Below are 13,548 nucleotides of genomic sequence, written 5' to 3' on the forward strand. Positions count from 1 at the left end.
GTTAATACCCTTTAGAATTGTAATAAGAATCTATTGTATTCAAAACTTCCCTTCTTAGTAGATATATTGCAACAGCATTTGGAATCATAAGGCATATAAACAAACTGTCACCTAGATAAGATATAAATTCTATATTCTTTGACATACAGCTGATATACACTGAAACCACTATAAGAATTTGGAACGGTATCAGTATTTTTTTACTACCAAATAAATACAGCAAAGCAACTTCACAGTAGTAACAATAAGCTATTATTGTGGAAAATGCAAAGGAAAACATCATTAGCGGAAAAACTAACTTGCTGAACAAGGGCAAAGCTGTTGAAAATATCGAACTAATTAGTGTAATATCACCCACGTTATCAGTGCTATGCATACCAGTGATAATTATCACAATACCAGTCAAAAATGAGATTAATATTGTGTCTATAAGTGGTGCAATCATTGCAACGCACCCAACTTTAATTGGATCTTCTTCTTTTACAGCTGAATGTGCTATAGCTGCTGTTCCGGTACCTGCTTCGTTAGCAAACACTGATCTTCTCACTCCGGCTATTAATCCGCTCAATACTCCGCTTCCTATAGCTGATTTATTGAAGATATCTTGGAATATTATGGATAGAGCATTCAGCAAATTACTTCCGTTTACATAAATTAAATATATACACATACCCACATATAGCACTATCATAATTGGTGCTAAGCTCGTTGAAACGAAAGCAATGCGCTTTATTCCTCCCAATATTACAATAAAGACAAGCAGGGATATAATAATGGATGCGTTGTATTCTAGGAGGTTATTTGATAGTGCTGCTATTTGATTTGCTTGAAATGGTATACCGCCCAAAATCATTGCAATAAGTAGCATAATCGCATAAGTGAAGGCAAGAAATCTACCAGTTTTTGCAAATCCAATTTTTGCAAGCCCGTACTTCATGTAATAAAAAGCCCCGCCAGTTGTATTTTCAGAGCGATAAGTAAATGCAAGCACCACCTCGGCAAACTTTATCGACATACCAAGTATTCCGGTAATTACCATCCAAAAAACTGCACTTGGGCCCCCTATTGTGATAGCTATTGCAACTCCTGATATTGTTCCAAGACCAACTGTTCCTGAAATTACTGTTGCAAACGCTTGAATATGAGTGATTATGCCATTGTTGCTGTTATTACACTTTAGATTGAATAGCGTCTGTATTCCATATTTAAGTAACCTAAAGTTAATGAATTTGAACTGGGCAGTACAAAAGATTCCAGTTGCAATTACCCAAATAATTATAAATGGAATGTTGAATATCTTTATATACAGAAATGAATTTAATAGTTCACTTATCTTCAAAATCATGCAGTTTTCTATTTTTTGTTAGCTAACGAGTTTTATATGTAAAATATATGTAAAACCCGATGCTTATTGGAATAGTAAGTGTATACACTATACCTAAAATTGGTAGAGTCATCCAGGGCTTACTGATGAAAAATACAATAAGTACTCCAAAAAATGACACAAATATATAGGATAGGCTTTTGGGAATATAAATATATTTTGCAGAGAAAGTTGGAATGTGACTTATCGAAAAAAATGAAATGGCCAGAAAGTAACAAGCTACGTTTCTTGTGTTAAAAAATCGCTCTATGAGAAGTAAGTATTCACTCTCATGAGATTGAAAGGTAATAATTATTGGTAACAAAGAAAGTAAAGCACACACTGGAGCTGGAACACCAGAAAAGAAAAATTTTTCCCAGTATGGTTGTTCTGAATGTAGCGAAACATTAAATCTTGCAAGTCTTATTGATATGCAGATTACGTATATCATTACTAAAATCCAACCTATGACTTTGATTTCGTTTAGCTTCCAAAAATACAAAAGAAATGCAGGCGCTGCACCAAAATTTAGAAAATCTGCAAAAGAATCAAGCTGGGCTCCAAAATCGCTAGTTGATTTTAGAATTCTAGCTATTCTGCCATCCATTCCATCTATTATTGCTGCAATGATGATAAAAATTACTGAGAATTCCCATTGTTCATTAAATGTAAATTTAAGTGAAGTGAGACCAGAACATAAACCCAATAAAGTTATAAAGTTTGGGAATAATTTAGTAATAGGTAAGAATCTACTGTTACTTCCATCGTTATTCATATAACGTCAAAAGTAAGCTTCTCTTGAACGTTTTCCTTATTTAAGTTTGCTATAATTGTTTCACCACCAATAACAGTTTGCCCTTCTGAAACTCTGACTTCTGTATCAGCAGGAACATAGATATTCACTCTACTGCCAAACCTTATAATTCCAAACCTTTCACCTGCTTTTACGTTCTGGGATATTCCTAAATTACAAACGATACGACGTGCAATTAATCCAGCTATTTGCTCCACAATAATTTCTTTCCCCTTTTCGTATTCAATTACAATAACCTGCTTTTCATTTTCATTACTAGACCTATTGCTCATTGCGGATACAAACTTGCCTTTTTTATAACTCATTTCCTTTATCGTACCAGATATTGGTATACGGTTCACATGGACGTTCAAAACACTTAAAAATATGCTAACAAGCGTAAACTTCTTCTCCTCTCCGTTTTCTGCTGATAAAGGATAATTAACTTCTTCAATTTTTGAAATCACACCATCAGCAGGACTTAATATAAGATTCTTATTGTTTGGCACAGCTCTTGCTGGATCACGAAAGAAATAAGTACACAATAATGTCGGAAACAAGCACGTAACGCCAAACCCCCAAGATATAGAGAATGCTATACACGTTACTATAAAGGAAACTACTATAAATGAATAACCTTCCCTGTTTATATTAGGTAAACCAAAACACATAATCTTATTAACAATAACCTATTGTTAACAATTTATCATTTATAATTTCTCATGAAAAGCTTTTTTTAACTGCTTCAGCAAAGTCTTTTTGATACAAGGTAACATTACAGATTGTTATATTAGCACATAGAATTACCGTCATACTGTAACAACCCGTCCAACACAAAATCTAATGCCTAAGTTTAGATCAGAAAACTGATTCTTCTAAAAGTTGCTCACTATCCTCGTCTATTATGATAGAATTATCATGATTTCTGAGTAAATCTCTGATTTTCGTTTCTATTTCATTTGCGACTTCTTTGTTTGTTTTTAGGTAAGTTTTTACATTCTCTCTTCCTTGCCCAAGACGTGTGTTGTTATATGAATAGTAAGCGCCTGCTTTTTCAAGCACACCAAGCTTTGCTCCCATATCTATTATTTCTCCGAGTTTTGATATACCTTCATTGTACATTATATCAAATTTCGCTTCTCTAAATGGAGGAGCAACTTTATTTTTTACAACTTTAACTCTTGTTTCATTACCTGTAATATTTTCTTTGTCTTTTATTACACCAACTTTTCTTATATCAAGCCTTACAGAAGTATAGAATTTTAATGCATTTCCACCCGTGGTAGTTTCAGGATTTCCATACACTACTCCTATTTTCATACGAATTTGATTAATAAATATCAATATACAGTTCGCTTTTGAAACGGCAGAGGTTAGTTTCCGTAGCCCATGACTTAGAAGCCTTGCTTGCAGCCCCATATGTTGATCACCCATATCACCTTCAATTTCAGCTCTTGGAGTTAATGCTGCGACAGAGTCAATAACTATCACATCAACCGCACCAGAACACACTAAATACTCAACAATATGCAACGCCTGCTCTCCAGTGTCTGGTTGTGAAATCACTAAATCATCAGTGCTTACCCCAAGTTTACGAGCATATAAGACATCCAATGCATGTTCTGCATCGATAAATGCGCATGATCCTCCTTTTTTTTGTGCTTCAGCAATCACGTGCAAGGCAAGAGTGGTTTTACCAGAACTCTCGGGGCCAAATATTTCAATTATACGCCCTTTTGGCAGACCTCCAACACCTAGAGCCGAATCAAGCGCAATTGATCCTGTGGATATTGTGTCTATTTTTTCTACAGGGTTTTGCTTCAACTTCATTATTGCACCTTTACCGAATGCTTTTTCAATCTGGCTTATTGCGTTATCTAGCGCTTTTTGTTTATCACTATTTCTTTCTTCTGGGTTACTTGCCATAGATCATTTATTAATTTATATAATTCTCTATGATAATCAAACGCGAATAACCTGCCAAGGTTTTTCTAGTATTTATGTATTATTTCAATGAAAAATATTAACGTTTTCATAAAGCAGATATTTGTTTGCCTTCGTTAGTAACACAATATACTTTAGTGTACGAACGTTGCAATTTGCAGCATAGCAGGTGGTGTCATCCAAGTAGCCAACACTGAAATGACTAAATTCGAAATGGCTACATGAATTTATTGTAAATTACTACCGTATAAGGTGCGATGCAACAAAGCCATTCCAGTGTCAGCTACTTGAATGACACCTCTTAGATGGGTCAGCTACTCAGATCTGCCATGAAAACTGCAACCCTAAATGTTGGAGCACTGTCGTACACTAAGCGCTGTAATGACAATTTTAGTCGCTTCATACACTTATCATGCTAGTCATAACAGAAATAATTTTTACCAAAGATATTTATGAAATAATTGACATAGTTTGGAAATATGTATATTATAGAACATTAATAGTTAGTTAATTTGTAGGTGTAATGTGGCTAGAAATGTTTTGAATGAAAATGAGTACCACGCTTTAAAGCAGTTGTTTTTAACATTTAATATTCAAAAGGAGGATGTGGTAAATTCTGACATTAAGAATATTAAGAAAAAGCTTAGTCAACAATACCGTAAATTATCGTTAAAATATCACTCAGATAAAAACCCAAACAATAAAGAAGCGGAGGAGAAATTTAAGGTTATTGCATTAAATAAGCCATTTTTTGAAGAATTTATAATAGAGCCATTGGAGAAAGGTCTCAATAAAAGAAATAATTTAATAAAAGAATTACGCGGTAAGTTGTGGAGTCGCAGTTATGAAGAATTGCAAAAATACTTAGATGATAAGTGCAGAAATAAACTCTATAATAAGCAGCAGTCAATTAACAATAATGTAACTGCTTATGTAAAATATTCTTCTTATTCAAATCTCTTAGGAGTTCTTTTAGTATCCTTCACATCAATTGCATTTTTAATAATTAATGGTATTTCTTCTAATGTACCAATAGCAGTAGGTTTTCTTGCTCCCTTGTTAGCAGGATCTATTTTAAATCTAGCTGTTAAGAGCATTTATACTAGAAATGGGAAAGAGTTTAATCATCAGACTAATATTTTATTATTGTTTAACTTTGACCAAGAATGCGAAAATTTTTCAAAGAGTGATAGGACTAAATTAAAGTGGCTAAAAAATTCAGTTATTTTGAGCAACACAATCTGTACATCTTTAATGTTTTTCGGTATGGGATTAGATTTAGTTGCCAACGGCTTTGGTATAACTAACTCTATGATGTTATCCGGCTTATTACTTTCATTACCATTCACGCTTTTAATTGTTACTTCACCTATTTTAAATGCTGCAAGTAATTATATTCTCAAAAAGACAGCTATAAATTCAATTGAGGAGCAATTTAAAGGTGATGATCAGTTTATAGAAGTCGATAACGAAAAGCCAAGCAGTACTATGAGCAATCAAAGTTATTTCCCCATCGGTCAGTTAATATCATCAAAGTTAGCTATTCTCCATAGCGAAGTCTCTAGCTAGGAACAATGAGCCACAGATTAGTATGGTTTTGACGTTTTGGGTAGAGGCTTTTAATATGTGATTTGATATTGCATCGCCAATTGATTCACATTCAACTGCTTTTATTCCTATGTTATTGGCTTTTTCCCTAATCAAATTTGTATTTGTTGCTTTAGGTTCAGACTTAACACAAACCGCACATAGTAGCTTGATATATGGCTTTAAGTGCTCTAAGAACTCTTCCACATTTCTGTTACTAGTAACACCAAAAACCATATAAATACCTTCAGCAAAATTATCTTTTACCCACTGAGATAGTACTCTAGCACCATCATTATTGTGTGCACCATCTAAAAATAATTGCCAATCTTTCGGTAGTAGGAAAATTAAATTACCTTCTTTTATAGACTCTAGCCGTGCAGGCCAATAAGTGCACTGTAAACCTGAAGTGATATCCTCTTCTCCAATATCAAATTCATACTTTCCACTTAAAATACTACATGCTGCAATAGCATTGCCTGCATTAATCACCTGATGATCACCCTTTAAAGATGGCAAAGGAAATTCTATTGATTGAATAGCTGATTGAAAAACCATTTTGTTGTTCTTTTTTTTGCAATTCCATTCAAGACCTCCTCTATACAAGGGAGATTTCTTATTTATTGCGTGGTGTTCTAGCGTGTTCACTATAGATTTTTCTTGCGGTGCTATTACGCAAGGAACATTAGGTTTCATTATTCCAGCCTTTTCACCTGCTATAATTTCTACAGTAGGGCCAAGATATTCCGTATGATCAAGTGCAATGGAAGTAATTATTGTTAAAATCGGATTATCTATAACATTTGTTGCATCAAGCCTTCCACCCATACCCACTTCAACTAAAGTTATATCGGCTTTATGACGAGAAAAAGCTAAAAAAGCTGCAATAGTTGCAGCTTCAAACAGAGTGATAGGTTGTTCTGCAATTACTGCACGACATTCTTCTAATAAGCTATATAATTCATTATCGTCGATATAGCTGCCGGCTATCACTATCCTCTCATTAAAACTCACTAAATGTGGAGAAGTGTATGCGTGTACCTTATACCCTGCTGCTTGCATTATATATCTTATAAATGCTAGTGTTGAGCCTTTCCCATTAGTTCCAGCTATATGAATTACGGGAGGCACTTTTTTCTCGGGGTTATCTAGTTTGCTAAGAAAGCCTTTTATGCGATCAAGAGAAAAATCATTCGGCCTGCTACCAAGTGGCTTAGGCCAATGAGGCATATATATCATGGATTGTTATTGCATTTTAATTCAGCTATAACGCTTGCTATGCCATGCGTGTCGATTTTTTCACTAAATTGATAACGTTGATTAATAGCAATACTTATTCCACTCATTACAACATCACTTATCAAGAAAGAACTGTTATTTTTAGTAACTTTAAAATCAATATTTGTAAATTCTTCATCACCGTAAGAAAATCTTGTACCAATTAAGCAAGTTTCATCGTCAACTGCTTTTGTACTCATTATGATCATTTCACTATCATGCATGTATTTATATAAAATTTTAACGCACAAACGCGTAAGATACACTTCATACTCTCTTAAAAAATCTTCTTTTTCTTTTTGTTTAACTAAAGCCCAATGTTTTCCTATGACGAATTGCGATATTCCTTTGAGGTTAACATTGTTTTGAATGACCTCCTGAAGCTTTTTTTGCACACATTCCCGGTTTTTTTTATTCTCCTTTGTAGATATACCATCCACTTGTTGCTTCATAGTATGCACAAAAATTTTGTGATCTGTACAATTAGTGTAAGCACTTGAAGAAATTACAATAAAAACAATGATAGTTAAAACTTTAGTAATGTTCATAAGATATATTTATTAGCTATGATACTTAGAATGCAAAGTTTAATAAAGATTAAATAATAATCGCTAGCTTTAATATATCTATAGACACACCTTGTATAAATCATCTACAATTAATTAAGGGTCTGTTCTATGCGTTATGAGTTAAGTTAAATTTCCCGAGCGATAATTTCTAGTCAAGGGAATTGCCTCTGTTAATTTCGTTGAAATTGATACGCGATGCCCACCTTAACTTTAGTCTCAGGAATCTACTAAGGCTGACGGTAGATACGGATCCTATTTTGATTGGTTTAACATTTATGCTTCATCAATACAAAGAACAGGGTGTTTTCCTATGTTTGCCTAATGAAGTATTCCAAATTGTAATTGATGTTGAAAGGTATCCTGATTTTGTTCCTTGGTGCAAAGCCGTTTATATAAAAGAAAAAATTAACAACCAAATGGTTGTGGATCTCCTCGCAGCTTTTCATGGAATTAAAGGTAGATATACATCAGAAGTTACTTCTCTTTCTCCAAGTGGAACAAATGAAGGTTGGATAAAAGCTGTATCATCAAATGGAATATTTAAACATCTATACAATGAATGGCAATTCATTCCCATAGATGAAAATAAAACTATGGTAAAGTTTTATATAGAGTTTAAGTTTAAGTCCAACTCATTTTCCACTTTATTAAACTCAGTATATAAGTATACACAAAGTAAAATAATTGCTGCATTTAAAGATAGGGCTGAAAGCCTTGCTAAACAAAAGTTATCTTGACATTATTAATATAAATGTATAATTTTTTTTAGTAAGTTAAGTGTTTATATTGTAATGATTTTTAGACTATTGTTTTTATTAATTTTCATAAGTGTTAATTCTTATGCAGTTGTTAAGCAAGATTTATCCGATAACCAATACATTCAAAAAAAACCCAATGAAATAACATCAAATGAGCTATTATCGCCATTACCTAATGATAAATTATTAGGAGATCCAAAAGCACCAATTCTAATGATAGAATATGCTTCATTAACTTGTTATCACTGCTCTCTTTTTCATAGGAATGTTTTTCCTAAAATTAAAGAGAAATATATAGACACAGGTAAGATGTTATATATATTTCGTCATTTTCCTTTGGATTACAGAGGGCTAAAGGCTGCAATGCTAAGTCATTGCTACGAAAAACAAGAAGACTACTTTAATTTTAACAAAGCTGTTTTTAACTCAATAGATTCGTGGAATTACTACAATTTAAGTGATTTGACTTTACTACAAAGAATTGCTGCACTAAGCAACTTAAAGCAAGATGCATTTAACCAATGCATTAATGATAAGAAAATAATGGATAAAATCGTAAATGATAAATCACTGGCAATTAATAAACTTGGTATCACAGCCACTCCAATATTTTTCATCAAGCTTAACGATGATAAATCATATATAGAGCATAATAAAGTTAAACATGGAGGGTATAAAGAGCTGAAATATTTCACTAATGTGATAGATAAATTATATGGAAAAGCTATAGTGAAGTAATACCACTGTAGCTTACCATATAAAAGACTCTATGCTGAGTCATTGTTTTTCACTACTGTTTGTTGTTTTTTACGCTCAAACTCTCTTTTTTTACTGTGCCAAGTGTAGTAATACATAGCGATTTTATTCTCTATTAATACTATTGTCCCATCATAAAACTGAACCATATCCATAACTTTTCTCTGAGCTTCATCAAAACGTTCTTTATACTTTTCACGATAAGCTGGATTATGTAGTAACATAACCCCTTCATTCTTGTTAGATTTTTTGTTTAACGTTTCAACTTCACCAGCAATAGTATAAGACATATAACCCCCTCTAATTGATTATAAAAATTATATTTTAAAAAGAGAAATGCGCATAAACAATCCCTTTAATTCTAGCATAATAATCGACTGTTTATTATACTAGTTAACTATAGTACGATATATAATAATTTTTGTCACTTAAAATTTTATACTATGAAATAATAACTTAAAATAAATGTTTTTATTATTTTAAACTATATTATTATATTTATAAATTGTGTATGAATTAAGTCTCCCTAATTTATAATATATGCGTAATAATTTTAGTATAAAATTGTCATACATAAGAAATCTATTTGCAAAAGAATATAAAAAAATAGAAGAATATTGTATTCTTGAAAAAAAGCAACATATTCAAATTGGCCCTGAAGAAGGAAAGCTATTAAGTTTATTTATAAAAATCCAAAAAATCAAAAGTATTGTTGAGATTGGCACGTTATACGGTTACTCGTCGATTTGCATGGCAAAAGCTCTACTAAAAGACGGTCATATATATACAATAGAAAATAATCCTCAACACTCAAGAATAGCAAAAAAAAATTTTAGTGCTTTTAATCTAAGTGATAAAATTACTCTAATAGAAGTCGATGCACTGGAAAAAATTAATGAATTATCAGCAAAAGCACCATTTGACATGATATTTATTGATGCTGACAAAAGTAGTTATCCTAAGTATTTAGATTGGGCAGAGTCATACATTAAACAAGATGGGCTAATCGTTGCAGATAACACTCTACTGTTTAACACAGTATTTTTAGAATCGCCTCCAAAAGAAGTATCAGAAAAATCATGGCATGCCATGAGGGAGTTTAATAATAGATTATCAGATGAAAAAAAATATTTCTCTATATTGATTCCAACTGATGAAGGAATGACTGTAGCTTTAAAGCTAACATAAGTTAAAAATCAAGGTCAGCATAATGTTTAGGAGGGATTAAACCAGAAATCCTCTCTAATAATATCTCACGAAAACAAGGCTTTGATTTAACAATGGAGTACCATTCTTTTAAAATTTTACTTTTTTCCCATGGAAAACTACTTACATAATCCATTACGGAAATATGCGATGCTAAAGTAATATCAGCTAAAGTGAACTTATCAGTTGCAAGCCAAACGTTCTTGTTAATTAAGTGTTCGGTGTATTCCATATGGCAAGGCAGGTTATGCTGAGCTGCATGAAGAAATCTAGAGTCAGGGCTGCGGTTAGTAATTACTTTTTCATTCATAATATACTTAGTAACTTCATTGTAAAATTTGTTATCGAACCAATTGATTAGAGCGCGTATTTTAGACTTAATAATAGTGGATGAACCAAGTAATTTGACGTCGCTATTGTAAGTCTCTTCTATATATTCACAAATGGCATTACTATCCGCTATTACAAAGTTATTATCTATTAACACTGGTACTTGCCCGGTTGGATTGATCTCCATAAATTCATTCCGCTTTTCCCACGGATTTTCATACACTAGATCACAGCCTAATTTTTTTTCTTTTAGAAAAGCTCTAACTTTTCGTGAAAATGGACAAAGAGGAAAATGATATAAAATCATAATGTTCCTCTTTTGTTATACCAATATCCTTTTTTTGTTACTCTATGGCTTGACCTACAACTGTACGAACTTTCTTTGTAGTCCACAGAAGTTTGCGTAGCAGGTAGTGTCATGCAAGTAGCTGACACTGGAATCCAGTTCTTGTTATACAATTGCCTAGTGCGCTCATTTACAGTTAAGTTTTCTGGATCCAAGTAGTCAAGCACTGGGATGACATCCTTTTCGGTAAAAATTGCTCTTATATCACAACATTCATACAGCTGTATGCCTAGGCACTGGGATGACATAAATAAGCGCTGAAATGACATAAATAAACATTGGAGTGACAATCTTGTAGTGACTTGCATGACAACTAACTTTTTGTTTACTTCAAAATAGCACTGTAAAAAATTTAACATATCAAATTATAGAGCTAATATAGGATATACCTTGCTAAATAAAAAAAAAAGTATAATATTTTATAAGGTATGCAGGCAAAAACTCTGTAATTTGGTCAGATCAGAAATGAAGCAGCCATATCAGAACCTTTTTGGGTTGCATACCTATTTCATTATTTGTTTTATCCGAGGCTATGAATATAGCATTAAAACATCGTCCTAGTAGCTTCAAAGATCTAGTAGGTCAAGATATATTAGTGCGTGTATTAGAAAATGCTTTTATTTTAAACAAAATCCCACAATCTATACTGCTCTCTGGTAGTAGTGGAGTTGGTAAAACCACCACTGCAAGGATAATAGCTTTATGTTTGAATTGTTCCCTGGGGCCAATTTTTGAACCTTGCGGATCATGTGAAAATTGTCTAGCAATAAAAAATTCAAGCCATCCAGATGTAATTGAAATCGATGCAGCAAGTCACACTAGCATTGACGATATTAAAGTAATCCTGGGAGATATTTGCTATTCACCTATAAGCTCTAAATTCAAAGTCTACATTATAGATGAAGTACACATGCTATCTAGCAGTGCATTTAACGCATTACTTAAAACCCTAGAAGAGCCACCATCTAGTGTAAAGTTCATTTTAGCAACTACGGAAATAAAAAAGATACCAATAACTATTATTGCACGTTGTCAAAGATTTGATTTACACAACATTCCTGTAGCTAAAATAGTGGAACGTTTAAATGATGTTGCACAAAAAGAGAGTTATTCCATTGAAAAGGGAGCATTAGAATTAATTGCACGACACTCTGGAAATTCAATGCGTAACGCCTTGTTTTTGATGAATCAAGCAGTGCTATATAGCAAAGATGGTGCAATATCCACTAAAAATGTGACAGACATACTTGGCCTAGTGGATAAAGATATTATATTCGATCTATTAGGGGCAATATTAGAAGGTGATTTACAGAAAGCTCTATCAGTGTTTGACAAGGCGGTAAAAACAGCAAACCCACTTAGTATTTTTGAAGGTCTATTGCAAACAATTCAGTTAGTATGCCGTTTTTTGATTACAAAAGAGATTGATAATACAGTTACAGAGCATGAAAAGAATAGGATAAAAGATTTAAGTATAAAGAGATCTTTAATATTTTTTTCGAGATTGTGGAAGATGTTGCTTAAAGGTATTCAAGATATAAAAACTTCAACATGCAACGATGTTGCTGCTGAAATGATGTTAATTAGCCTCTGTTATCTTTCTGATCTGCCTTCTCCGGAACAGGTGATCAAAAAAGTTCTTTCGCAGAATGTAGAGCAAGGAAATAGACAGGGCAGACCTGTTGCACCTTCCCCCTCTGTCATCCAAGTAGCTGACTACTCGGATCCAAAAAAATATGTGGAAAGTAAACAACAACCCCACTCTGTCATCCCAGTGCGTGACACTGGGATCCATGTGGAAAATAAACAACAAAATTACGATTTTGATAAGATTTTGCAACTATTAAGGCGAAGTAACCAAATTTATCTTTACAAACAACTGTGTAATAATCTACAATTAATAGATTGTAAACCTGGATATTTAAAATTAAAAGCTGTATCTAAGTTGGATAGTAATTTTTGCAATGATTTAAAAAATTACTTAAACCAGGTGACTCAGCAAGAGTGGGTTGTTGCAGTTGATACAGGTTATATAAACAGGGAAGTGAGTAATTTAAATTATGCACCTGCAGTTAAGGATATCCTTGACACGTTTAAAGGTGCAAAAGTAGTTAATATAGAAAATAAGGAGTAAGTTGTGGATTTTAGTCAAATAATGAAACAAGCGCAAGAGATGCAAAAAAAGCTTGCAGAAGCTCAAGAAAAATATGTTGGAAAAGAGTTTCAAGGTATTTCTGGTGGTGGCAAAGTTTCTGTATTAGTGGAAGTCATAAAAATAGGTAGCTATAAAGCTAAAAAGGTGAACATAGACTTAGAACTTATGAGAAATGAGGAAAAAGATATAGTAGAGGATTTAGTAACAGCAGCGTTTAATGATGCCGTTAAAAAAGCAGAAGAAGATATGGCGAATGCAACTTCTGATCTTGCAGGTATGATGGGTTTACCATCTGGGTTTAAACTTCCTTTTTGAATTTACTACTGAAGTTTCTTTTAGTGTAAGTATTTTTTTTCTAATATTCCCAACGCTAGTACTTCTTCATATAATGTACCTATACTAGCATAGCCCTACGTCATACCGTGATTCATTCCACAACTGTACAAACATTGCAATATGGCAC

Annotated in this window: 14 protein-coding genes, 2 other RNA genes and 1 pseudogene; 8 read left to right on the forward strand and 9 right to left on the reverse strand. The window is 32.9% G+C overall.

The genetic code is table 11. From position 1 onward, the window contains the following. Position 1: 1 nt before the first annotated feature. The 4 genes from ABWU74_RS00085 to recA all read right to left on the reverse strand — a co-directional run bounded on the left by ABWU74_RS00085 (position 2) and on the right by recA (position 4,082). Positions 2–1,345 (reverse strand): alanine/glycine:cation symporter family protein, encoded by a 1,344-nt coding sequence (locus ABWU74_RS00085; RefSeq protein ID WP_353289310.1) that lies wholly within the window; start codon positions 1,343–1,345, stop codon positions 2–4. 22 nt (positions 1,346–1,367) lie between these two features. Continuing rightward, positions 1,368–2,138 (reverse strand): CDP-alcohol phosphatidyltransferase family protein, encoded by a 771-nt coding sequence (locus tag ABWU74_RS00090; protein WP_015589351.1) that lies wholly within the window; start codon positions 2,136–2,138, stop codon positions 1,368–1,370. After that, entirely contained in the window at positions 2,135–2,827 is a 693-nt protein-coding gene (locus ABWU74_RS00095; RefSeq protein WP_007548750.1) for a phosphatidylserine decarboxylase, read from the reverse strand. Before ABWU74_RS00095 ends, ABWU74_RS00090 begins: the two co-directional genes overlap by 4 nt. A 187-nt stretch (positions 2,828–3,014) precedes the next feature. Next, positions 3,015–4,082: a recombinase RecA gene (recA, locus tag ABWU74_RS00100; RefSeq protein WP_010963008.1), complete on the reverse strand. Its 1,068-nt coding sequence runs from the start codon at positions 4,080–4,082 to the stop codon at positions 3,015–3,017. 624 nt (positions 4,083–4,706) lie between these two features. Here recA and ABWU74_RS00105 point away from each other — a divergent pair. Then, complete coding sequence (locus ABWU74_RS00105) at positions 4,707–5,669, forward strand: J domain-containing protein (RefSeq protein WP_410529804.1); 963 nt, start codon at positions 4,707–4,709, stop codon at positions 5,667–5,669. On the opposite strand, the gene ABWU74_RS00110 is transcribed toward ABWU74_RS00105, so the two are convergent. Together ABWU74_RS00110 and ABWU74_RS00115 are read right to left on the reverse strand one after the other, a co-directional pair. Then, positions 5,637–6,926: a bifunctional folylpolyglutamate synthase/dihydrofolate synthase gene (locus tag ABWU74_RS00110; protein ID WP_022626401.1), complete on the reverse strand. Its 1,290-nt coding sequence runs from the start codon at positions 6,924–6,926 to the stop codon at positions 5,637–5,639. The genes ABWU74_RS00105 and ABWU74_RS00110 overlap by 33 nt on opposite strands. Further along, the gene (locus tag ABWU74_RS00115) at positions 6,923–7,513 is read right to left on the reverse strand and encodes a phospholipid-binding protein MlaC (RefSeq protein ID WP_010963011.1); all 591 of its coding nucleotides are present in this window, start codon (positions 7,511–7,513) and stop codon (positions 6,923–6,925) included. Before ABWU74_RS00115 ends, ABWU74_RS00110 begins: the two co-directional genes overlap by 4 nt. Positions 7,514–7,629: 116 nt before the next feature. Here ABWU74_RS00115 and ssrS point away from each other — a divergent pair. The 3 genes from ssrS to ABWU74_RS00130 all read left to right on the forward strand — a co-directional run bounded on the left by ssrS (position 7,630) and on the right by ABWU74_RS00130 (position 9,030). After that, positions 7,630–7,790: non-coding RNA, 6S RNA (gene ssrS, locus ABWU74_RS00120), on the forward strand. Between the two features lie 19 nt (positions 7,791–7,809). Beyond that, entirely contained in the window at positions 7,810–8,271 is a 462-nt protein-coding gene (locus ABWU74_RS00125; RefSeq protein ID WP_010963012.1) for a type II toxin-antitoxin system RatA family toxin, read from the forward strand. A 54-nt stretch (positions 8,272–8,325) separates the two neighbouring features. After that, complete coding sequence (locus ABWU74_RS00130) at positions 8,326–9,030, forward strand: DsbA family protein (RefSeq protein WP_038199341.1); 705 nt, start codon at positions 8,326–8,328, stop codon at positions 9,028–9,030. A gap of 29 nt (positions 9,031–9,059) precedes the next feature. On the opposite strand, the gene ABWU74_RS00135 is transcribed toward ABWU74_RS00130, so the two are convergent. Next, a complete protein-coding gene (locus tag ABWU74_RS00135; RefSeq protein WP_006279425.1) occupies positions 9,060–9,338 on the reverse strand; it encodes a DUF2671 domain-containing protein in 279 nt (92 codons plus the stop codon). Between the two features lie 250 nt (positions 9,339–9,588). Here ABWU74_RS00135 and ABWU74_RS00140 point away from each other — a divergent pair, with 250 nt between their 5' ends. Beyond that, positions 9,589–10,236, forward strand: coding sequence for an O-methyltransferase (locus ABWU74_RS00140; RefSeq protein ID WP_353289311.1), 648 nt, complete (start codon positions 9,589–9,591; stop codon positions 10,234–10,236). 1 nt (position 10,237) lies between these two features. Here ABWU74_RS00140 and ABWU74_RS00145 read toward each other — a convergent pair whose 3' ends face one another. Continuing rightward, on the reverse strand, positions 10,238–10,891 hold the full coding sequence (locus tag ABWU74_RS00145) for a glutathione S-transferase family protein (protein ID WP_010081992.1): 654 nt from the start codon (positions 10,889–10,891) through the stop codon (positions 10,238–10,240). Between the two features lie 107 nt (positions 10,892–10,998). After that, positions 10,999–11,115: pseudogene (locus tag ABWU74_RS06660) on the reverse strand (WPE palindromic element domain-containing protein); the annotation flags it as partial. Positions 11,116–11,351: 236 nt separating this feature from the next. Here ABWU74_RS06660 and ffs point away from each other — a divergent pair. The 3 genes from ffs (at position 11,352) to ABWU74_RS00165 (ending at position 13,400) form a co-directional block, all read left to right on the forward strand. After that, an RNA gene (gene ffs, locus ABWU74_RS00155) (signal recognition particle sRNA small type) lies at positions 11,352–11,441 on the forward strand. A 21-nt stretch (positions 11,442–11,462) separates the two neighbouring features. Further along, positions 11,463–13,064: a DNA polymerase III subunit gamma/tau gene (gene dnaX, locus ABWU74_RS00160; protein ID WP_353289312.1), complete on the forward strand. Its 1,602-nt coding sequence runs from the start codon at positions 11,463–11,465 to the stop codon at positions 13,062–13,064. Positions 13,065–13,067: 3 nt separating this feature from the next. Next, positions 13,068–13,400, forward strand: coding sequence for a YbaB/EbfC family nucleoid-associated protein (locus ABWU74_RS00165; RefSeq protein WP_010963017.1), 333 nt, complete (start codon positions 13,068–13,070; stop codon positions 13,398–13,400). Positions 13,401–13,548 lie beyond the last annotated feature (148 nt).

This window comes from Wolbachia endosymbiont (group A) of Paraperithous gnathaulax (assembly GCF_964028485.1).
Taxonomy (GTDB): domain Bacteria; phylum Pseudomonadota; class Alphaproteobacteria; order Rickettsiales; family Anaplasmataceae; genus Wolbachia; species Wolbachia pipientis.

Coding starts and splice junctions, on each gene's coding strand:
- ABWU74_RS00140 (WP_353289311.1), top strand. CDS start 9,589: ATGCGTAATAATTTTAGTATAAAATTGTCATACATAAGAAATCTATTT.
- recA (WP_010963008.1), bottom strand. CDS start 4,082: ATGGCAAGTAACCCAGAAGAAAGAAATAGTGATAAACAAAAAGCGCTA.
- ABWU74_RS00115 (WP_010963011.1), bottom strand. CDS start 7,513: ATGAACATTACTAAAGTTTTAACTATCATTGTTTTTATTGTAATTTCT.
- ABWU74_RS00095 (WP_007548750.1), bottom strand. CDS start 2,827: ATGTGTTTTGGTTTACCTAATATAAACAGGGAAGGTTATTCATTTATA.
- ABWU74_RS00125 (WP_010963012.1), top strand. CDS start 7,810: ATGCTTCATCAATACAAAGAACAGGGTGTTTTCCTATGTTTGCCTAAT.
- dnaX (WP_353289312.1), top strand. CDS start 11,463: ATGAATATAGCATTAAAACATCGTCCTAGTAGCTTCAAAGATCTAGTA.
- ABWU74_RS00085 (WP_353289310.1), bottom strand. CDS start 1,345: ATGATTTTGAAGATAAGTGAACTATTAAATTCATTTCTGTATATAAAG.
- ABWU74_RS00135 (WP_006279425.1), bottom strand. CDS start 9,338: ATGTCTTATACTATTGCTGGTGAAGTTGAAACGTTAAACAAAAAATCT.
- ABWU74_RS00090 (WP_015589351.1), bottom strand. CDS start 2,138: ATGAATAACGATGGAAGTAACAGTAGATTCTTACCTATTACTAAATTA.
- ABWU74_RS00110 (WP_022626401.1), bottom strand. CDS start 6,926: ATGATATATATGCCTCATTGGCCTAAGCCACTTGGTAGCAGGCCGAAT.
- ABWU74_RS00145 (WP_010081992.1), bottom strand. CDS start 10,891: ATGATTTTATATCATTTTCCTCTTTGTCCATTTTCACGAAAAGTTAGA.
- ABWU74_RS00130 (WP_038199341.1), top strand. CDS start 8,326: ATGATTTTTAGACTATTGTTTTTATTAATTTTCATAAGTGTTAATTCT.